Origin of the sequence: Methylobacterium sp. Leaf94 (assembly GCF_001426045.1) — a bacterium.
Lineage (GTDB): Bacteria > Pseudomonadota > Alphaproteobacteria > Rhizobiales > Beijerinckiaceae > Methylobacterium.
The window spans coordinates 38,600-58,872 of the sequence record NZ_LMRM01000056.1 but is presented as its reverse complement, the minus strand read 5'-3'; the positions used below and the strand labels follow the sequence as shown (position 1 = coordinate 58,872).

At 64.9% G+C, this 20,273-nt stretch carries 18 protein-coding genes; 7 read left to right on the top strand and 11 right to left on the bottom strand.

The annotated features are described in order from the left end of the window. Positions 1 to 23 precede the first annotated feature (23 nt). Entirely contained in the window at positions 24 to 911 is an 888-nt protein-coding gene (gcvA, locus tag ASG63_RS20170) for a transcriptional regulator GcvA (protein WP_056220803.1), read from the top strand. Positions 912 to 1,121: 210 nt separating this feature from the next. Here gcvA and ASG63_RS20165 read toward each other — a convergent pair whose 3' ends face one another. The 3 genes from ASG63_RS20165 to ASG63_RS20155 are packed head-to-tail and all read right to left on the bottom strand — an operon-like array spanning position 1,122 to position 3,265. Beyond that, on the bottom strand, positions 1,122 to 1,889 hold the full coding sequence (locus ASG63_RS20165) for an anti-sigma factor (protein WP_056220800.1): 768 nt from the start codon (positions 1,887 to 1,889) through the stop codon (positions 1,122 to 1,124). Further along, on the bottom strand, positions 1,886 to 2,425 hold the full coding sequence (locus ASG63_RS20160) for a sigma-70 family RNA polymerase sigma factor (protein ID WP_056220797.1): 540 nt from the start codon (positions 2,423 to 2,425) through the stop codon (positions 1,886 to 1,888). The genes ASG63_RS20165 and ASG63_RS20160 overlap by 4 nt, the downstream gene beginning before the upstream one ends. A gap of 60 nt (positions 2,426 to 2,485) precedes the next feature. Then, a complete protein-coding gene (locus ASG63_RS20155; protein WP_056221263.1) occupies positions 2,486 to 3,265 on the bottom strand; it encodes a DUF4394 domain-containing protein in 780 nt (259 codons plus the stop codon). A gap of 355 nt (positions 3,266 to 3,620) precedes the next feature. Here ASG63_RS20155 and ASG63_RS20150 point away from each other — a divergent pair, with 355 nt between their 5' ends. The 3 genes from ASG63_RS20150 (at position 3,621) to ASG63_RS20140 (ending at position 6,092) form a co-directional block, all read left to right on the top strand. Beyond that, positions 3,621 to 4,568, top strand: coding sequence for an MBL fold metallo-hydrolase (locus ASG63_RS20150; RefSeq protein WP_056221261.1), 948 nt, complete (start codon positions 3,621 to 3,623; stop codon positions 4,566 to 4,568). A 312-nt stretch (positions 4,569 to 4,880) separates the two neighbouring features. Continuing rightward, complete coding sequence (locus ASG63_RS20145; RefSeq protein ID WP_056220794.1) at positions 4,881 to 5,639, top strand: SDR family oxidoreductase; 759 nt, start codon at positions 4,881 to 4,883, stop codon at positions 5,637 to 5,639. A gap of 12 nt (positions 5,640 to 5,651) precedes the next feature. Beyond that, the gene (locus ASG63_RS20140) at positions 5,652 to 6,092 is read left to right on the top strand and encodes a hypothetical protein (RefSeq protein WP_056220791.1); all 441 of its coding nucleotides are present in this window, start codon (positions 5,652 to 5,654) and stop codon (positions 6,090 to 6,092) included. A gap of 245 nt (positions 6,093 to 6,337) precedes the next feature. On the opposite strand, the gene ASG63_RS20130 is transcribed toward ASG63_RS20140, so the two are convergent. Together ASG63_RS20130 and ASG63_RS20125 are read right to left on the bottom strand one after the other, a co-directional pair. Beyond that, positions 6,338 to 7,237: a sigma-70 family RNA polymerase sigma factor gene (locus tag ASG63_RS20130; RefSeq protein WP_056220786.1), complete on the bottom strand. Its 900-nt coding sequence runs from the start codon at positions 7,235 to 7,237 to the stop codon at positions 6,338 to 6,340. Next, the gene (locus tag ASG63_RS20125; protein WP_056220783.1) at positions 7,224 to 7,619 is read right to left on the bottom strand and encodes a hypothetical protein; all 396 of its coding nucleotides are present in this window, start codon (positions 7,617 to 7,619) and stop codon (positions 7,224 to 7,226) included. The genes ASG63_RS20130 and ASG63_RS20125 overlap by 14 nt, the downstream gene beginning before the upstream one ends. A 552-nt stretch (positions 7,620 to 8,171) precedes the next feature. Here ASG63_RS20125 and ASG63_RS20120 point away from each other — a divergent pair. Beyond that, on the top strand, positions 8,172 to 9,125 hold the full coding sequence (locus tag ASG63_RS20120) for a hypothetical protein (RefSeq protein WP_056220780.1): 954 nt from the start codon (positions 8,172 to 8,174) through the stop codon (positions 9,123 to 9,125). 66 nt (positions 9,126 to 9,191) lie between these two features. After that, on the top strand, positions 9,192 to 9,737 hold the full coding sequence (locus tag ASG63_RS20115; RefSeq protein ID WP_056220777.1) for a recombinase family protein: 546 nt from the start codon (positions 9,192 to 9,194) through the stop codon (positions 9,735 to 9,737). Positions 9,738 to 10,131: 394 nt separating this feature from the next. Here ASG63_RS20115 and ASG63_RS20110 read toward each other — a convergent pair whose 3' ends face one another. Beyond that, entirely contained in the window at positions 10,132 to 12,420 is a 2,289-nt protein-coding gene (locus ASG63_RS20110) for an AAA family ATPase (RefSeq protein ID WP_082559426.1), read from the bottom strand. Between the two features lie 541 nt (positions 12,421 to 12,961). Here ASG63_RS20110 and ASG63_RS25640 point away from each other — a divergent pair. Continuing rightward, on the top strand, positions 12,962 to 13,261 hold the full coding sequence (locus ASG63_RS25640) for a hypothetical protein (RefSeq protein WP_156394282.1): 300 nt from the start codon (positions 12,962 to 12,964) through the stop codon (positions 13,259 to 13,261). A gap of 137 nt (positions 13,262 to 13,398) precedes the next feature. Here ASG63_RS25640 and ASG63_RS20100 read toward each other — a convergent pair whose 3' ends face one another. The 5 genes from ASG63_RS20100 to ASG63_RS20080 are packed head-to-tail and all read right to left on the bottom strand — an operon-like array spanning position 13,399 to position 20,245. Then, a complete protein-coding gene (locus ASG63_RS20100; protein WP_056220767.1) occupies positions 13,399 to 14,724 on the bottom strand; it encodes an MFS transporter in 1,326 nt (441 codons plus the stop codon). A 10-nt stretch (positions 14,725 to 14,734) separates the two neighbouring features. Then, positions 14,735 to 15,001, bottom strand: coding sequence for a metal-sensing transcriptional repressor (locus ASG63_RS20095; RefSeq protein WP_056220763.1), 267 nt, complete (start codon positions 14,999 to 15,001; stop codon positions 14,735 to 14,737). A gap of 48 nt (positions 15,002 to 15,049) precedes the next feature. Beyond that, positions 15,050 to 15,616, bottom strand: coding sequence for a hypothetical protein (locus ASG63_RS20090; RefSeq protein ID WP_056220760.1), 567 nt, complete (start codon positions 15,614 to 15,616; stop codon positions 15,050 to 15,052). 4 nt (positions 15,617 to 15,620) lie between these two features. After that, positions 15,621 to 18,866, bottom strand: coding sequence for an efflux RND transporter permease subunit (locus ASG63_RS20085; protein WP_056220757.1), 3,246 nt, complete (start codon positions 18,864 to 18,866; stop codon positions 15,621 to 15,623). 11 nt (positions 18,867 to 18,877) lie between these two features. After that, on the bottom strand, positions 18,878 to 20,245 hold the full coding sequence (locus tag ASG63_RS20080; protein ID WP_056220753.1) for an efflux RND transporter periplasmic adaptor subunit: 1,368 nt from the start codon (positions 20,243 to 20,245) through the stop codon (positions 18,878 to 18,880). Positions 20,246 to 20,273 lie beyond the last annotated feature (28 nt).

Below are 20,273 nucleotides of genomic sequence, written 5' to 3'. Positions count from 1 at the left end.
CGACAGATGAGCTACGTTCAGCCATGACGATGCGGAGATCGCTTCCCCCGCTCGCCGCGCTGCGGGCCTTCGAGGCCGCCGGGCGCCGCCTGAGCTTCCGCGGTGCCGCCGACGAGCTTGGCGTCACGGCGACCGCCATTAGCCATCAGATCCGGCTCCTCGAAGAGACCCTGGGGCTTCGCCTCTTCCACCGCGAGACGCGCAGGGTCCGGCTCACCGCAGAGGGGTCCGTGCTGCTGCCCGTGCTACGCGATGGCTTCGACGCCTTCGCCGAGGCCATCGACCAGATCCGCGGCCGACCACCGGCCGGCGTTCTTACGATCTCGGCGCCGACCGCCTTCGTCGCCAAGTGGCTCGTGCCTCGGCTGGCCGACTTTCGCGCCGCCCATCCGGGCTACGATCTGCGTCTGCACGCGTCCGACAGCCTGGTGGACTTCGCTTGCGACGGGGTCGACGTTGCTGTCCGATACGGGCCGGGGCCCTATCCGGGCCTCGACGTCCACAGACTGGTAGTCGACCGGGTCGCGCCCGCTTGCAATCCTCGCCTCGCTGTTCGATCCGAGCGCGATCTGCCAAGCCACCCGCTGCTGCATTTCGAGTGGGCTCACGTAACCGACGAGACGCCGACTTGGGCCGCTTGGCTGCGGCAGGCCGGGATCGGCGACGTCGACGGTGGCGCGGGTATTCGTTTCAGCGACGAAGGTCACGTCATCCAGGCCGCGATCGCGGGTCAGGGAATCGCGCTCCTGTCCCTCGTGCTTGCCGCTGACGACTTGGCAAGTGGCGCGCTGGTTCAACCCTTCGGGCCGGTGCTCGACGCCCATCCCTACTGGGTCGTCCATGCACGACATCCGGCCCGGGCAGAGGATGTCGGGAAGCTGGTCGACTGGCTACGATCCACCGCCGTTTGATCAGGCAATCCTACTACCCATGGTCTGTTTTGGGTGACACTCGCAGCAACCTGTACGACTAAGTTGGTCCGTTACCGGTCCATCCACCATAGCATCGGGTGAATTTGAAATGGTTCGCTTCTGATCAGAATGCGAAAGCGATCTCGGCCGTGAATTATAAGAGCTCACCTCGAACGCGAACGAACTCCTTCGAGCACCTCGATCGCCCCGTTACAGAGCCTGCGTTGCCGCCCCCTTCGCGCGGCCGATGAACAGGATCCGGCCCGTCGGGCGACCGATGGGCGAGCCCGCCTCGGGCTCCAGGGTGATCTCGAAAAGCTGCCCGTCGCCGATGGCTTCCAGCCTTTCCGGCGGCAGACGGATCGCTCCGCCCGGGGGCAGCACGCCGAGGGAGACCGGACCGCGCGCCTGATCCCACAGGGTCCAAAGCTGCAACGCGCGCCCGCTTCCCGGCTGCACGTCAGCCAGCGGCAGGGACCGCACGGTGCCGTTCTGGGCAACTTGGATGAGCCATCCCGGTCCGCTCTCCTGCCCGGAGGCGTCGCGGCTCTGCAGGATCGCGTAGAACCGCGTCGGGCTCTCGGCCGGCGCCGGGACGCGGCTCGGCAGGATCGCCAGAACGATCGCCGCGGCCGTGGCGAGCCCCGTGGTGGCCCGCCACAGCGCAGGGCTCCGCCACGCCGCCCGCAACATCCCGCCTCGCGGCGGTGTGAGGGCGAGCGCCGCGGTCGGGCCGAGCGCCTGCCGGCGCGTCGCGAGGGCCTGCTCGATCCGCGCCCATTGCGCCGGATCGACATCGGCCTTCCCGACGGCCGCGGAGGCCGGCAGCAGCCGCTCTTCCCAGAAGGCGATGCGGCGGGCTAGATCTTCATCCGAACCGAGGGCCCGCTCGACCTCCGCCATGGCTGCGGAATCAAGCAGGCCGAGGACGTATTCGCCCGCCAGGACGTCGCGGTCTTCCGGCCGGCTCGGGATCATGACAGGCAATCCTTCAAGGCGATGAGGCTGCGGCGGACCCATGCCTTCACGGTCCCGAGCGGTGCCCCCAGTCGCTCGGCGATCTCGGACTGCGACAGTCCATCGACATAGGCGAGCAGGATCACCGCCCGCCTGTCTGCGCCAAGCTGCGCGAGGCAACCCTGGAGGCGTCTCCCGTCCTGCGATGTCGCCAGCGCGGCGAACGGATCGGGCGCGTCGTCCGCGATCTCCGTCGCCGCGGCCGCGTCGAGGTCCGTCTCCCGGCTGACGGCCCGGATGTGCTTGAGCGCGCGGTGTCGCACGATGCTGGTGATCCAGGCACGGCCCGCGCCGCGGCTGCGGTCGAAGGTGCCGGCGCGCTCCCAGATGTCCATCATGGCATCGTGCAGGACGTCGGCCGCAGCATCACGCCGCCGCACGATCCTGAGCGCGACGGCGAGCAGGAACCCGGCCTCCCGGTCGTAGAGACGCCGCAGAGACGTCGGATCCCCACGGGCGCAGCCTTCCAACGCGGAGGCGTGATCGAACGGCTCCATGACCCTCCCGGCGATTGGAAGGACCGGCCGCCGGGCCGGTCCTGCAGTGGCGGAGCGATGCTACATCTTGGGCAGAATGGCGATGTCACGGACCTTGCCGGACACACCCGTGATCTTTGCGGCCATCTCGCCCTTACCGGTGGCGAGATCCACCTTGTAGAGCGTGTCGCCGGCCATCGCCCAGGCCTGGTTGCCGCCCTGGCCATCGGACAGGATGTCGAAGGCCACGGCCTCGCCCGACATGCCGAGCATGCCGACGGTGTTCAGGATGCCGTCATTCGGCGGAGCCTGCTTCAGCAGCGCGCCGGCAGCGTCGATGTCGAACAGGGCCGTCTCCTTCGTGCCCTTGAAGGCATTGGTGTAGGCGCCAGCCGTCACCTTCGGGGTCTTACCCTTCATGCTGTCGGCTTCGGCGAACTTGAGCTGGCCGTCCTTCGTCACCTTGCCGTCATCGACATTGGCGCGAAGGTTGGTGCCGTCCGAACCGATGATGCGCAGGCGGTCGGCGACGGGATTGAAGTCGACCGTTGCCGCGGTGCCGGCGGCCAGCATCGTGTCGAGCTTCGACTTGGCCGTGGCCTTGCCGGACATCGGATCGATCGTGACGACGCTGCCATCCGAGATCACCGCGTAGAGCATGCCGTCGGCCGGCCGCACGTCGATGCCGAGGACGCTGCCGCCGATCCCGGTGATCGTCACCGTCTTCGTGACCGTCTTCGCGGCCGTGTCGACATGCGCCAGCGTGGCATCGCCGACGAGGGCCGCGACGGTCTCGGCACGCGCGGCAGTTCCAAGGCAGGTGCCAGCCATCAGGGTAACGGCGATGAGGCTCAGTCGCATGGCGTTCTCCATCTGCCGCGAAGGCGGCATCAAGAGCGCTAGCCATGAGCCGGAGGATCGGATGCAGCCCAACTCAAGTATTTTCGCCCACCAGCAACCGTCCGCTTTCGAGAGCCACTCAGGCCGTCGGCTACGACGCGGTTGGGTCGAGACCTGCCGGTCAGGTCTGCGACCGTGACGGTCGAGTTTCTGCCGGCCCATTTTGGGGTGGCGATGCATGGAAGCGAAGATCGCCTCTAAATTCTATTTTCCATCGCTCATGTAACATCTGCCAACCCAATCTCGTCCCTGTGGCATGACGCGCGTTTTGCGACCGCCGAAACAGATGCACGCGCGTATCACAGAAGGGATGACGATGACTATTGTGACACCTGCCAACGCTGGGCGGACCGATCCGGAACCGAGTGGCCTTTCGCGTACGGGGAGCGAGGAGCTGGTGCCCTCGCGCTACGCGGTCCGGATCGGCGAAATCGACGTGCTGGTCGTCAGCGATGGGGTGCTGCCGCTCCCGACCAAGATGCTGGGGCACAACGTCGAACCGGCCGTAAGGGCTGTCTGGCTGAAGGACATGTTCCTGCCGCAGGACGCGTTCGACTGGTCGTTGAACGTGGTCCTGGTTCGCAGTGGAGACCAGACTATTCTCATAGACGCTGGGTTGGGGCTGGATCCGAACCTGAACCTGCCGCGGGCTGGACAATTGGTCAGGCGATTGGACGCCGTTGGCATTGACCTAGGGTCCGTGACCGACGTGGTGCTTACCCACATGCACATGGACCATGTCGGCGGGCTCCTCGTCGATGGCGTGAAAGAGCGACTGCGCTCGGACCTGCGGATCCACGTTGCGGCTGCCGAGGTCAGGTTCTGGGAGGCGCCGGATTTCACTCACGTCAACATGCCAGAGGGTTTCCCTGAGGCACTTCGAGCGGCAGCCCAGCGGTTTGCGCGAGAGTATCGTAGTCAAATTCATCTCTTCGAAGAGGAACACGAGGTCGCGCCAGGGGTCGTCGTGCTTCGTACCGGCGGCCACACCCCGGGACACAGCGTGGTCCGCCTGGCATCCGGCGGCGACAGGCTGACGTTCGCCGGTGACGCCGTGTTCTCGGTCGGGTTCGAGCATCCCGACTGGCACAACGGCTTCGAACACGATCCCGAGGAGGCAGAGCGTGTTCGCGTTCGGCTCCTGCGAGAATTGGCGGCGACCGGCGAGCAGTTGATCGCCACGCACCTGCCGTTCCCGTCGGTTGGTCGGGTCGCGGTCGATGGCGACGCTTTTCGCTGGATTCCCGTTTTCTGGGACTACTGACTGCAAGGGGTCCGTGCTGGCCCGGCGCTCCATTCGACGAGCACCGGCACACGGATGACCCATCGCCACTTGTTCATCCCCGAAATTCCTTCCGAGGACGCGCTTCCGTGAGGTCGCGTGCCGTTCCGGAAGGCTCATCCCGGAACGGCTTTTTTAGTCTGGGCCGTCGACTGCCGGAATATCCCGGAAGGTCAAGCCCTCGCCGGGTCGAAGTCGATAGCATCGAATCCGCCCGTCTATGTCACACGACAAGTGCGCTCCTCGTCATCGCTACAACCGGCCCGCTGGGGTCGGACTTGAAAGGAGCGTCACATGAAGATCGTCGTCATCGGCGGCACCGGGCTGATTGGCTCGCAGGTCGTCACCACCCTAGGGAGCGTTGGACACGAGGTGCTCGCGGCCTCGCCCAATACGGGGGTGAACGCTGTGACGGGCGAGGGCTTGGCGGAAGCCCTGCAGGGCGCGAATGTCGTAATCGACGTCGCCAACTCACCCTCCTTCGCCGACGACGCAGCAATGGACTTCTTCGTCCGCGCTGGACAGAATTTGGCTGAGGCCGAGAAGGCCGCGGGCGTTTCGCACCACGTCGCGCTCTCGGTGGTCGGAACCGAGCGCCTGCTCGACAGCGGCTACTTCCGCGCCAAGCTCGCTCAGGAGGAGTTGATCGCCTCGGCGGGTGTGCGCTGGACGTTGGTCCGCGCCACGCAGTTCTTCGAGTTCGTCGCGGCGATTGCCGGAGCTTCGATCATCGACGGCACCGCGCGCGTGACCTCCGCGTCGATCCAGCCCATCGCGTCGGCCGACGTTGCGGCGAAGGTCGCGGAGGCCGCGTTGGCGCCACCCCGAAACGGCATGATCGAAGTCGCCGGCCCTGAGCGTTTGCCGATGGCCGAGCTGGTGAGGCGCCACTTCGACGGCATCGGCGAGCCCCGGGACGTCATCACGGACGATACGGCCGCGTATTTCGGGGTGGTTCTCGGAGGCCCCTGGCTGACGCCCACGGGTGACGCGTGGCTCTCGCAGCGGCGCTACGGCGAATGGCTGGCGGGACAGCCGAAGCGAGCGGCCTGAGACCTGCCGCCAATGGATGCGGCCTACATCTCGGCGCTCTCCGCGCTTGCGGGGTCGGCCATCGGCGCGATGGCCTCCTTCGCGACCACGTGGCTGACCCAACACAGCCAGGAGCGCGCAACCCTCCTGGTGCAGGACCGCGCGCGACGGGAAGCTCTCTATGGCGAGTTCATCCGGGAGGCGTCGACCTTGTTCGGCGATGCCTTCCGGCACGAACTCGACGACCCGGCCAAGCTGGTGGCGCTCTATGCCATCGTGAACAAGATCCGGCTCTTCGGAGAGCCGGACACGCTCCAGGAAGCCGAGCGGGTCATGCAGCGCATCGGCGAGACCTACTTCGCCCCGAACAAGGATCTCGCCGCCTTCGCGGACATCCGCCACGGTAGCGGCCTCGACCCGCTCTGCGCGTTCTCAACCGTTTGCCGCAGGGAACTGGCAATCGCCCGCCGTTGAGGCTCAGTGAGGCGTCGGCACTGTCTCGGATCCTCCGAACAACTTCGCCATTCGCTGGAGCTTGTCTGGATTCCGGGTGAAGTAGATGCCGACGATCAATCCACCTTGGATGTCCAGAGCGACGGTCTGGAGCATTCCACCGGGCTCCAGGCTGAAATAGCCCGGCAGGCCGTCGATCCAGAGGTCCTGCAGCTTCCGGGCATGCTGGATCCACGCCGGAACTGGCAATCGCCCGCCGTTAAGGCTCAGTGGGGCGAAAGTGATTCCGCCGCTCCTCCGAACCGCCTCGCCAGACGCTCAAGCTTGTCTGGATTCCGGGTGAAGTAGATGCCGACGATCAATCCACCTTGGATRTCCAGAGCGACGGTCTGGAGCATTCCACCGGGCTCCAGGCTGAAATAGCCCGGCAGGCCGTCGATCCAGAGGTCCTGCAGCTTCCGGGCATGCTGGATCCACGCCTTGCGCGCAGCCCCCTCGAACATGCGCGTGACCTTGTCGATGCCGATGATCGGCCGCGGGAAGGCGAGAACCTTTCCGCCTCCGTCGGAGTGTACGACGACGGCATCGGCGAGCATGCTGCGTAGCGCCGCAATGTCGCCGGTCGCCGATGCCTCGAAAAAGGCCTTCGCGATGCGCGCGCCCTCTTCCTGCTCGACAGGAAAGCGCGGGCGTGCGGCCTGCACGTGTTTCCTGGCCCTTGCGGCGAGCTGACGGACCGCCGGTGGTTCACGCTGGAGGGTGGCCGCGATCTCGGCGAGTGGGACCGCGAAGACGTCGTGCAGGATGAACGCCGCCCGCTCAAGCGGTGAAAGCCGCTCAAGGGCCAGCATCAGCGTGAGAGTGAGATCGTCGCCAGGGGCTTCGTCTGGGACGAGGGCGACAGGCTCGGGTAGCCATGTGCCGACATAGGTCTCACGCCGGACCCGCGCGGACTTCATCACGTCCAGGCAGAGACGCGTCACCGTCCGCGACAGGAAAGAGCCGGCTGAGGTAACCTCGGAATGGTCGACGTGGCGCCAGCGCAGCCAAGCGTCCTGTACGACGTCCTCGGCTTCGCCGAGGGACCCGAGCATGCGGTAGGCAAGTCGGACGAGCCGCGCCCGTTCCTGCTCGAAGACGCGGGTCGGATCATCAACGGTCGGCATGGCGGAACGACCAGACGCTGAGGGCGACCGCGATAAGTGCAGGAAGCGTCACCGCGGGGAAGTCTCGGGACAGAACCTCCGGCCCGCAGATGCCCACCGCAACCTCCCAGAAATGGAACAGCGCATGGCCCGAGAGCCAGATCGCACCCATGCACCAGAGTAGGACACGCAATCCGGGTCTCACGGCCCCGTACACGAAACCCAACCCGATCAACACGAAGATCAGACCGATATCGCGCAGGAAGTGCTGATTGAAGGGGCCAGTCGTCGTCACGCCCGGCACCGCGAAGTACCATGCCTCGGGCGAGGAGAGCATGAAGATGCCGTTTCCGGCCAGGCCCGCGCCGAGGATGGCGGCGAGTACCGGAATCGTCCTGATCATCGAGCTCTCCCACGTGATTGCTTCACGTGAGTGACGATGCACTGCGGCCCGATGTGACATGGGGTGCAAGTTTCCGAGTAGCACCTTTCGGAACCTCGGCCTTGCACCACTCCTGTCCCTGAACACCGTCTGCCAGACCCGATTTTCGAGCGTGGCTACGAAGCACTCGCTCAAGCTATGTCACAGAGCCCGGGGAAGCCCCGACCGCGACGATGTCCACCGACGAACGACCGCTTTCGAGATGCCCGGACGTGGCCATCAATGGCGACATTGGGTCGAAAGCCGCGCGTCCGCTTTCACGCGAAGGGTCAACTTCCGCTCGTGGCGCATTGCCGAAGTTGCTTCATCGACAGCACGTCAGGGTATACCCCAGCGTGACGTCACTTCATGCCTCGCTTCCCACGTCACTTGTGAGTGGTGAACGGCTTATGTGACAACCGGTTGCTCGAGTTTACACCCTGGGGTGACAGCCCAAGCTATTACTCGCCCTCAAACGAGTGCGTACGTTCCCCGCACACATCGAAACGGTACTGAACCGTGGGAGGTACGAAAATGGCAGTGTCGGAGTTTCGGCGTGGGTTGCCGTTCGAGGGCCTAACCTTCCTCAAGGCCATGCCGCCCTGGTGGCAGGATGTGCTCGCCTATCGCTTCGAAGCCGATGGGGGCATGCAGCCCCTGTTGATTGCCGTGCGGGACGGCTACCTCAATGTCTACGCTGAGGGGCAGTCAGTTTTGAAGATCGGCTTCGATGTCCGGCGTTCGGGGGATGTCAGGCTGCGCGGGAGGATCCACCGCAAATACGTCCAGGGAGGGGAAGCCGGTAACGGCTACCTCGTATTTGACGGCGAACAGGTCACTTCGAGCGATGGCACGAGAGTGGCGTCCTATGATGGACCGGGGACGCTGAGAAGCTGGGTTGAAGCTGCGCGAGACTGGTCAGGGGACGAGAAGAAGGGCGTTGCCGTAATCACCCTGAACCACCCCGAGGTGATTGACGTCGAGATGGCTCTGCCGGCCAATGCAGCCGTCAGTCCAACGGACACGCGCGTTGCCAACCGAATGGACATCGTCGCTCTGGAGCGAAACGCAGCCGGGACAGCTTCGTTGGCATTCTATGAAGCCAAACTGTTCTCGAACGGCGAGCTACGGGCCCGCACTTTCAAGCCGCGGGTCCTCCAACAGCTTGACCGTTACCGCTCTTACGTCTCTGCCCCCGACCGGCGTGCACAGGTGCTGGCAGCCTACAAGGAAGCCTGTGCGCTACACGTCGAGTTCGCTCGCATGCGAGGAGCCACAATATCCCCCCTTGTTGCCGAAGTTACAGCTGGCGGAGCGCTTGAGATGGATGCTGAGCCTCGCCTGATTATTTTCGGCAATCGACCTGAGCAGGTCGCCGCTGGAGCATCGTGGCATCAGCATGCAAAAGCGCTGGAGGGGGTCCATGTCATCATCGAAGCTGCAGCAGAGAATGTCCGCTTGAAGAGCTTGGCGCTGAAGCGCAACTGATCCTTGACGCTGCCTATTGCGGGTGTGGTGTGTGGGCCGGGCTTACCAACCCTGAGGTGACATCCCATGGCCCGCATAGGTTACGCCCGAGTCAGCACCCTCGACCAGGATCTCGACACCCAACTCGCCCGCCTGAAGGCCGAAGGCTGTGGCATCGTACGCGCCGAGAAGGTCTCGGGCGGCTCGCGCGAGGGTCGCACCGAGTTGGCCACGGTAATCGAGTTCCTTCGAGCTGGTGATGAGTTGCTGGTCTCCCGCTTGGACCGGCTCGGCCGTGATACCCGCGACGTCCTCAACATCATCCATGAGGTCGAGCAACGCGGTGCTTTCGTCACTGTCCTCGACCCTCACGTCTCAACGCGAGGCGAGATGGGGCACGTTATACTCACAGTCCTCGGCATGGTGGCGCAAATGGAGCGCCGTTTCATCAAGGAGAGACAGCGCGAGGGTATTGAGCGGGCTAAGGTTGAAGGCATTTATGCTGGCGGCAAGCGCAGGCTTGATCGTGAGCGGATCAAATTGCTGCATGCCGAAGGGAATGGCGCTTCATCAATCGCGCGGGCGATTGGCTGCTCGCGAATGCAAGTGTACCGCGTCTTGCAGGACGGATGAACGCACTGAGGATTTGACCAGCCTGTTCCGGCTCAGGGCACCTTGAATAAATCTTCGGCTGCCCAGCTCGTTTGACCCTGAACGACGTTAGAAGCGTCTGCTTCCTAGCGATCTGATGAACCGATTTGTATGACCACGTCGGGTGGTTTGGCGACAGTCCGCTTTCGGCCGAGTTTCGCAATAAATAGACGATACTGTCGCGCTCGCCTGCGATGGTATTCAGACCTTCAGTAATTTTTATTATCGGCAATTTATAAGGCTGGCGCGGCCAAGTATTATTTATGTAGCGTACAGACGGCAGCTTGCTGGGTCAGCGATCCGAGGATGTGTGAAGCAGAAACCAAGCGTCAGCGATTTCCGGCGGACATTGAGGGTGATTTGGCGAAGCAACGGCTTATCGTCGCTTAGCCCCAATAAGCTCAAGCGCGTCACTTGCTATAACTCGAAGGCTGTCGGGGTCTATACCTTGCTTTGTGACCACTATGGCGTCGTCGCCATGGTGCATATCGCATGTCGCATTGTTGCAGTTATCGAGGCGCCCGAGGTCCCGGTGGCAAGGATGCGAAGGCCCCGCTGTCGCAATGTCATTAACAATCTGACCGAGATTTCGATCGTGCGGGAAGTACGCCGCATAAGAACGTCGGTAGTGCGTTTCCAGTACCCGCCGCAGATGATGAACAACGTGGTCCGCGCTTCCTCTATTTTCATTAACAAAGGCGCCGATCTCGTCCACAAGTCTGACGTGCTCGGCGCGGCATAGCTGGTCGAGGTCAACAGCCGACGCGGATGACCACTCGTCACCGCCGGTAAATTCGATCTGGAAGGCAACGCATGGAATGCCCACGCAGCGTCGCTCGACCTCACGCAATAGAAACTCGTCGTGCGAAAGCACGATGACCTGTCGGCAACGAGCACACAGATCCCTGATCGCGCTCACAGTCTCGCGCCGTCGTTGGCTGTCGTGACTGCTTAGGGGGTCATCAATTACGAGTGTCTTACAACTCAACCCTGGATCGTGATCGACTTTCGCCAGGAAGAACGCGAGCGCAAGCGTAGTTTTGTCGCCTGCAGAGAGGGTGTTTCTGAAGGTCGGCAGCGCTTCGGCCTGCCGACCACGGCCGCGCGCGACAGCTTCGCCTTTGATGAACAGACCGTAATCTGCCTGTCCGGCGTTCCCATGCATGCTATTAGTTATCTTTGAGATGCTGAAACGTGCGCTGAACCTGCCGAGATAATAATTTACCCGCTGATGATAATGCTCGGCGGCACTGTCATTCGCCTTTTTTAGATCCTTTTGGATCATGGTCCGAATTTTACGGGCTCGCTCGTTGCGCCGTTTTGCCCGAAGGTAGGCGTCCACCCGGCCCCGCACACCGGGGTCGTGCCGCGCCATGCGCTTTTTCAGACTGTCGCGATCTAGAGTAGCAGCATCCACGGTCGTAGGCGCCGTCGCGATGGCCTTAGTGGTGGCCTCGTTGATGGCTCTAACCGCAGTGTTGTACCGTTCCAGGAGCTCTCTGGCGGAGGCGAGCGACTTACCCACCAGCGCGAGTTCATCAACCGCTCCAATCACGTGAAGCGGGGAAGATCGCTTCCGATCGGTCAAAGCCTTTGCGTCTCTATGAGCGTCAGCGATGTATTTCCCGAGCGCTGACACGTCAGGCAGCTTACTGCCCAAAGCAACGTACTGAGCCCACTTCGTCGCCCGCTCCGCATTTGTGGAAGCCTTACGCGCCAGTTCAGTGCGAGCGCCCTCGCCCAACCTTTCTTCCAACTCGAACGCCGCTTTTGTGATCGTGGCAAGATGTGCCTTGTACGTCTCGCTAAATATTTGCCCGTAGAGCGTCACCATGCCCTCGGCGTCCACGTGGTCGCGGCCGCACAGGGGGCATGCATCCTCATGTATGTGTTCGACGCCGTAGCTAATCCACGCCTCGCCCTTCCCATCGAAGCCGAAGCGCTTGAAATGCTCTCGGAGGCGCTCTCGCGCCGACGTACTTATGTCGGCAATAGTGCTTAGAAGAACTGCAGAGAAGTTGTCAGGAATGTCGAGCAGTGTGAGAATCTCCAGCGCCTGCAACGCTGCGATCTTGTCCGCCTGCTGAACGGCTTTGAGTGCTAGTTCTGCCCTCTGGAGCAGCTTCTCATCGTCAGAATTGGGAGCGTGCGCGAAGAACTCCTCCTTGCTCATTCCAGTAGGCATGTCGTCAGCGAATGCGATCTCTGCTTCCCTCAGCGCCGTGGTACACGTCTTCGCAAGAACGTTGAATTTCTCAAGATGACTTGCCAGCCGGACTCCTTCCGCTCCGATGATGACCGAGAAAAGTCCACGGTCATGGCTAAGGTCGATTAATTCCCCGGCGAAGACATTGTCAGCAATAAACGTCGTGTCAAAGACCTCTAGAGGCGCGCCTTTTGTGTTCCAGGCGCCTCTCTCAAAAAGTATATTGCCCTGAGTTGAAACTAGCGTGACCTTCGGTGCAGCGCCGCTGTTTCCGAGCGACTGCCTTCCCAGCACAGTAGCTGCTGCCCCGTCTCGCGCCGCTCGCAAGACGGATGTAAGTGTCGATTTACCACGCCCATTGCGCCCGTAGAATAGCGTGAGCTGGTTCAACTTCGGTGCGTTTGGCGTATCAAAAGCTTTAAGTAGACCGACATTTCTAATTACGATCTTGTTCAGCATCGAATGAGAGTGACTCCAAGATAGTCCGAAGTCAAAGGCTTTAGTGGCCGGGAGCCGCGGTCGGGCGATTCTGGCGGCCCTGCTTGCGCTTCGGAGCAACTGAGACTGTCGCGATACCGGACGTTCGGTTCAAGGAGGAACCAAGGTCGCCTATCCATCCCGAGCCGACTTTGCTGGACAGTCGATATACGGCCGCTTTTAGGAAATCCGCCAAGCGTCCTGTACGACCGGCTCGGGTTGGATACGGCACGTCCGCTCCGAGGCGAAAAGTTAAGGTCCGCTCTCCAGTCATCCCGGACGTTCATGGCGATACCCAGTGTTAGATTTCTAACACTAGCCTTGCAGGGCGGGATGAGGCTGGTCGAACTATTACGCTTTCTTCCCCTGATGGAATTGAATTTTTGGAAGTACGGACCGCGCCTGGACTGCGGGGGATACTATGTCAGGTCCATGCGATCACGTCGCGACACCTAGGCCCGGGTGTCGTCGGTTACGATAAGGGGCCCCGAAGGGCCCCTGCCGATCACATACGATGGTGGCGATGGCCATGCCCGTGGCGCATCATGTGGCCACGGTGGTGATGGTGGTGCCGCATCATGTGCCCACGATGATGGTGATGGCGCATGCCATGGCCGCGATGACCGTGCATGCCGTCCATCCGGACCTCAGTCACGGCGGTAGGGGCATCGACGGCACCGATCATGCCGGGGGCGGCCGAGGCGGGGGCGACCGAAGCGGCGCCCAGGGTTGCCAGGATGGCGGCGGCGAAAAGGGACTTTCTCATGGGCTTCCTCACGTCGTTGTCGGCAATGCGTCGAAAACGACGGCACCCGAGCCTTGAGAACGGCTCCGCTTCCAAGACCGTTCCGCGGGGTACGTTCTCCTCAATCTCGCGTGCCTAACGGAACATTCGAATTCCGTTGCGCTGGTCGGCCAGCCCCACTTTTCGACCCAGCTGGCAATAACATCGAACGGCACTCACCCCGCCCTGGCCGGCCACTGACGATGCAGATCGTCGATGACGAAGGCGTGGGCGTGACGGCGGCCTCCATGCAGGTGCGGGTGCCGGACGTCGAGGTCCGCGTGGGCGTGCTCGATCACGTCGGGGTCCGTTGGCGGCCATAGCCGGGCCGCCGTGGTGACGCCGGCAAGCGTCATTCCCCCGAGGATCGCCAGCGTGGCAGGCATCCCCACGGACGGCCCCAGCCAACCGGCCAGCGGATAGGTGAGCAACCATGCGGCATGGGACAGGGCGAACTGGGCGGCGAAGACGGCCGGCCGGTCCTCCGGGGTCGCCGAGCGGCGCAGGAGTCTGCCGGTGGGGGTCTGCACGGCGGAGTAGGCGATGCCGAGGATCAGCCATGTCCCGAGGAGAAGCGGCCAGCCGATGGTCCCGCCCCATGTCATGGCCGCAACACCCAGGAGAACCACGCCGAGCAGGGCTGCCGCCGGGATCATGATTGCGCGGTCCGATAGCCGGTCGAGCAGGCGCGGCAGCGTCAGGGCGGCGATCATGGAGCCGCCCCCGAACAGGCCGAGGGCGAGGGCCACGTCGGCCTGGGGTCGCTCCAGCAGGCCCTGCACGATCACCACGGTGTTGACGATGACCATCGCGCCGGCCGAGGCGACCGCGAGGTTCAGGGCGAGCAACCCGCGCAGGCGCGGCGTCGCGAGGTAGATCCTGAGGCCCCGCGTCGTGCGGTCGTAGACGCCGCCTTGCCGGTCGGTCCGGGTGGCGGTTGGCAAGATCACGGACACCACCAGGGCCGCCGAGCAGAGGAAGCCGACGACCGTGCCGCCGAACAGCGCGTTGTAGGGCACCACGGTTAGGAGAAGGGCCGCCAGGGTCGGGCTCAGCAGGTTCTCTAGGTCGTAGGCGAGGCGCGAGAGCGAGAGGGCGCGGGTGTACTCCCGTTCGTCCGGCAGGATGTCCGGGATGGTGGCCTGGAAGGCCGGGGTGAACGCCGCCGAGGCCGATTGCAGGACGAAGATCAGGGCGTAGACCTGCCAGACCTGATCGACGAAGGGCAGCGTCAGGGCGATGGCGGCGCGGACGAGGTCCGTGCCCACCAGGAATGCGCGTCGTGGCAACCGGCTCGTGAAGGCCTGGGCCACAGGGGCGACGAGGACGTATGCGACCATCTTGATGGCCAGCGCCTTCCCGAGGACGGTGCCGGCGCGGTCACCGGCGATCCGGAATGCAAGAAGCCCGAGGGCGACCGTGAGCAGGCCCGTGCCGATCAGGGCGATGACCTGGGCCGCGAACAGGTGCCTGTAGGTACGGTGGGCGAGGACGCTCAGCATCGGGCGCGCCTCACAGGTACTTCGCGAGCAGCTTGAACTCGGCGAGGGCGTCCTTGGTGGATTTGCCTCCCTGCCCGACGCCGTCCGCGAGGCAGTGCTCCATGTGGTCCTCAATGAGGACGCGCTTGGCGTTCGTGATGGCGCTCTCGACCGCATGCAGTTGCTGGGCGAGGTCCACGCAGGGGCGGCCCTCCTCAATCATCGCGATCACCCCGGCGAGGTGGCCGTGCGCGCGCTTCAGGCGCTTGACGATATCCGGATGCGAGGCATGTTCCATCCCACGATCCTATCCCCCCGGAGGGGATGCATCAATCGGCGTCGCTCGCTACGGCGCCGTGTGGTGGCCGGCCTGCGGTCCGTTTTTGCCGAGCAGGTCCGTGACGTGGGACTCGGCCGGATGGCCAGTGGCGGCGCGGTGAACCTGCGAGCATGCCGCGAAGCCCGGACCCGAGACCGTCATCACCAGCATGCGGTTGCCGTCGTCCTTCGTGCGCATCGCCAGGGTGGTGCGCGCCTCCGGCCATTCCGGGGCGTTCGCGGCAGGTCCGATCCGGGGCTCGCCGTGGCGCCGTACGCCTTCCCGGCGCATCGCCTCCCACGCCGACGCGGCGGCAACGTCGCCGAGCGGGCGCCCGACCCAGACCACTTGCTGCAGGCCCTGTTCCCGGCAGACGACGAGGATGACCTGGGCCGTGTCGGTGCCCGAGGCGAGCGGCCGGTCGTGGAAGTAGAACAGCCCGGTCAGGTTCGCCTCGCGGTCGACCATGGAAGGCGGCGCGATCCGGTCGACCGGTCCCCACGAGAGACCGAACGGTGCCTCGTCGCCCGAAGCGGCCGCCGGCGTCGAAATGGCAGCCCATGCCGCGATGGCGAGCGCTGGACGGCACGGCATCGGGCTACTCCGCCGCCTTGAGGCGCGCCGGGGCCTCCGTCACCCGCGCCGGTGAGCCGACCGTCGTGGTCCGGGCGAACCGGGCATAGAGGGCGGGAAGGATCACCAGCGTCAGGAGGGTCGCGCTGATGAGGCCGCCGATGACGACGGTCGCGAGCGGCCTCTGGATCTCGGCCCCCGTCTCGGTCGCCAGCGCCATCGGCACGAAGCCCAGCGACGCCACCAGGGCGGTCATCGCCACTGGCCGCAAACGGGTCATCGCACCCTCCAGGATCGCCTCGCGGTGCGGCTTCCCCTCGCCGATCAGCTGCTTGATGTAGGTCAGCATCACGAGTCCGTTGAGGACCGCCACCCCCGACAGGGCGATGAACCCGACCGCCGCGGGCACGGAGAACGGCATGCCCCACAGCCACAGGGCGGCGATGCCGCCGGTCAGCGCCAGCGGGACGGCGCTGAAGACCAGCAAGGCGTCACGCGCCGAGTTCAGGGCGGAGAACAGCAGCAGGAAGATCAGGAAGAAGCACACCGGGACGACGACCATCAGGCGCTGCCGGGCGGAGGCCAGGTTCTCGAACTGGCCGCCCCAGGTCACGTAGTACCCGGCAGGAAGCTGGACCCCCGATGCGACCTTGGCCTGCGCCTCCGCCACCAGCGAGCCGATGTCGCGGCCGCGCACGTTGGCGGTGACCACGACCCGGCGGCGCCCGTTCTCACGCGAGATCTGGTTCGGCCCCTCGGTGACGGAGAAGCTCGCCACCTGCTTCAGGAGCACCGAGGCCGCGCGTCCGTTGAGGCCGGGAGGCAGCGGCACCGGGATGTTTTTCAGCGCCTCGCGGTCCTCGCGCACCTTGTCGTTCAGGCGCACCACGATGGGGAAGCGACGGTCGCCCTCGAAGACCATGCCGGCCTCGCGGCCGCCGATGGCCGCGCCGATGACGTCCTGGATCGCGGACGTGCTCAGGCCGAGGCGGGCCGCCTCCGTCTTGTTGATCTTGATCTCCAGGAACGGCAGGCCCGCCGTTTGCTCCACCTTGACGTCGTCGGCGCCCTCGGTCCCCCGCAGGATCGCGGCGACCTGGTTGGCAGCCTTAAGCATCGGCTCGAACTCCTCGCCGAACACCTTCACGGCGAGGTCGCCGCGGGTGCCGGCCAGCAACTCGTTGAAGCGAAGCTGGATCGGCTGGGAGAATTCGTAGACGTTGCCGGCGAGCGCCCCGAGGGCCTTCTCGATTTGCTCCTGCAGGTCGGCTTTGGACAGGTCCGGGTCTGGCCATTCCTCCTGCGGCTTCAGGATGACGAAGGTGTCGGACGAGCTCGGGGGCATCGGGTCGGATGCGACCTCCGCGGTGCCGGTCTTCGAGAAGACGTAGGCGACCTGCGGGAATCGGCTGATCGCCTGCTCGACCTTCAGCTGCATCGCTTGCGACTGGGTCAGGGAGGTCGAGGGGATGCGCTGGGCGTTCAGCGCGATGCTCTTCTCGTCGAGCTGGGGGATGAACTCCTGCCCGAGCGTGGTGAACAGGAACCCGGCGCCGACGAGCAGCACCAGGGCGACCGCGACGAAGGTCATCGGGACCCGCAGGGCGGCGCCGAGGACCGGTCGGTAGGCGGCTTTGATCCAGCGGATGAGGACATTGTCCTTCTCCGTGACCTCGCCGGTGATGACGATGGCGATCATCGCCGGCACGAAGGTCAGCGACAGGACGAAGGCCGAGACGAGGGCGATTATGACGGTGAGCGCCATCGGCTCGAACATCTTGCCCTCGACCCCGGTGAAGGTGAGGAGCGGCACGTAGACGAGGATGATGATGGCCTGCCCGTAGAGGGACGGCTTGATCATCTCCTCGGCCGAGGCGCGCACGGTGACGAGGCGCTCCTCCAGGTCGAGCTTGCGCCCGAGCTCCCCCTGTCTCTCGGCGAGGTGGCGCAGGGCGTTCTCGGTGATGATGACGGCGCCGTCGACGATGAGGCCGAAGTCGAGGGCGCCGAGGCTCATCAGGTTGGCGCTGATCCGACCCTGGACCATCCCGGTCATGGTCATCAGCATCGCCACCGGGATCACCAGCGCCGTGACGATGGCCGCCCGGATGTTGCCCAGCAGCAGGAACAGGATGACGATGACGAGGGCGGCACCCTCGGCCAGGTTCTTGGCCACGGTCTTGATCGTAGCCTCGACCAGCAGGGTCCGGTTGAGGACGGTCTGGACCTCGACACCGGGCGGGAGCGTGCGCCGGATCTCGGTCATGCGCGCGTCGACGGCGGCTGAGACCGTGCGGCTGTTCTCGCCGATCAGCATCAGGGCGGTGCCGATGACGACCTCGCGTCCGTCCTCGCTACCCGACCCGGTGCGCAGGTCGCGCCCGATCCGGACCTCGGCGATGTCCGAGATGCGGACCGGCACGCCGCCACGCGTGGTCACCACGACGGAGCCGATGTCCTCCATGGTCTCAAGGCGGCCGGCGGCGCGCACGACGTAGCCCTCGCCGTTGTCCTCCAGGTAGCGGGCGCCCTGGTTCGCGTTGTTGGCCTCCAGCGCCCGGCCGATGTCGGCGAAGGACAGGTCGAGGGCGGTGAGCTTCATCGGGTCGGGCTGGACGTGGTACTGCTTGTCGAAGCCGCCGATGCTGTCGACGCCGGCGACCCCAGGCACGGTCTTCACCTGGGGACGGATGATCCAGTCCTGGACCGTGCGCAGGTAGGCGGTGCGTTCGAGCTCCGTCGCGAGCCGCTGGCCCTCGGGGGTCAGGTAGCTGCCATCCGACTGCCAGCCGGCCTTGCCGTCCGGGGAGACCTTGCGCTCCTTCGGTTGGGCGTAATGGATCGACCACATGTAGATCTCGCCCAGGCCCGTGGAGATCGGGCCCATGTGCGGCTCGGCCCCGGGCGGCAGGGTCGACTTCGCCTCGCCGATCCGCTCCGCGACCTGCTGGCGCGCGAAGTAGATGTCGAGCTTTTCCGAGAAGACGGCGGTGACCTGGGAGAACCCATTGCGCGAGAGCGAGCGGGTGTATTCGAGGCCCTTGATCCCGGCGAGCGCGGTCTCGACCGGGTATGTCACCTGCTTCTCGATATCGACCGGCGAAAGCGAGGGCGCGGTCGTGTTGATCTGCACCTGGTTGTTGGTGATGTCCGGCACCGCGTCGATGGGCAGCTTCGTCAGCGAGAACACGCCGAAGGCAGCCGCGAGCAGCGACAGGAGCACCACGAGCCAACGCTGGTGGACGGAGAAGTCGAGGATCTTCGAGATCATGATGGCCGCCCTCAGTGGTCGTGGTCGGCTTCGGCTTTGCCGAGCTCGGCCTTCAGGACGAAGGAGTTGGCGACAGCGACCTCGTCGCCGGGCTTCAAACCGGTGAGGATCTCGAAGGCGTCGTCGTCGGCCTTGCCGATGGTCACGTCCCGGCGCTCGAAGCCCTCCGCAGTGCGGACGAACACGACCTTCTCGCTGCCGATGGTCTGGATCGCGGACTTCGGCAGCCGGACCCCGACCTTGTCCCGGGCGATCTCGACCTCGGTGGTCACGAAGGTCCCGGGGCGCCAGGCCATGTCCTTGTTCGGCAGGGCGACGATGACCCGGGCCGAGCGCGTCTCGGGGTTGAGGATCGGGCTGACGAAGACGACCTTGCCCACGCCGCGGGAGGCGTCGTCGCCTCCGACGATGGTGACCTTGGCGCCCTCCCGGACCTTCGAGAGCTCCGTGGTCGGGATGGCGAGCTCGATCCACACGGAGGAGAGGTCTGCGACGGTGTAGACGTCGGCCGGATCGCCCTCCTTGCCGACGGCGGTTCCGACGTCGACCTTGCGCTCGACCACCCGGCCGGAGAGCGGGGCCTTGAGTTCGTAGCGGCGCAGCGACGATAGGTTCGGGGTGGTCTCGTCCTTCTTGGCGGACGTGGCGACCTCGGCAGCGTTCAGCCCCAGGGCCGATAGCTTCTGGCGTGCCAGGTCGACCCGAAGCGTCGCCTCGGAGTAGGCGGCCTTCGCCGTCAGGAATGCGGACTCGGCGGAGATCCTCTTGTCCCAGAGGGCCTGCTGGCGGTCGAAGTTGGTCTTCTCCAGGTCCGCCTTGACCGTCGCGGTGAGGAAGTCGCTCTTGGCCTCGGCGACCTCGCGGCTGTCGAGGACGGCCACGACCTCGCCCTTGGAAACTTCCTCGCCGAGGCGCTTGCGCATCTCGGCCACGGTGCCGACGACCCGTACGGGGACGCGAGCGATCCGGTCGGCGTCCTGGGCGATGGTGCCGGGCACCAGGAGATGGCGCGAGAGGATGCCGCCCTCGACCGTGGCGAGCTTGATGTCCTGCTCGGCGGCCTGCTCGGCGGACATCTTGATCTTGCCCTCGCCCTCCTGATCGTGGCCGTGCGCCTCGCCTTCGGCGTGTTTGTGGCCTCCGGCTTCCGGCTTGGCCTCGCCCTCCGAGTGCTTGTGCTCGTCGTCGGCATGCTCGTGGCCATCGTCGGCTGCGGGTGTCGCCGGCTTGGTCATGGCTGCGTTGGTCGGCAGCGTCGCCCGGGCGTTCGTCAGGCCGGCGGCGGCGAGCGCACCCTGCACGACCTCGGACACACGGGGGAAGGCACCGCCGATGGCGATGCCGATGGCCAGGAAGGCCACGGAAAGGAATGCACGCATGGGAATGGGCCGGGTCCGCCAGGGACGT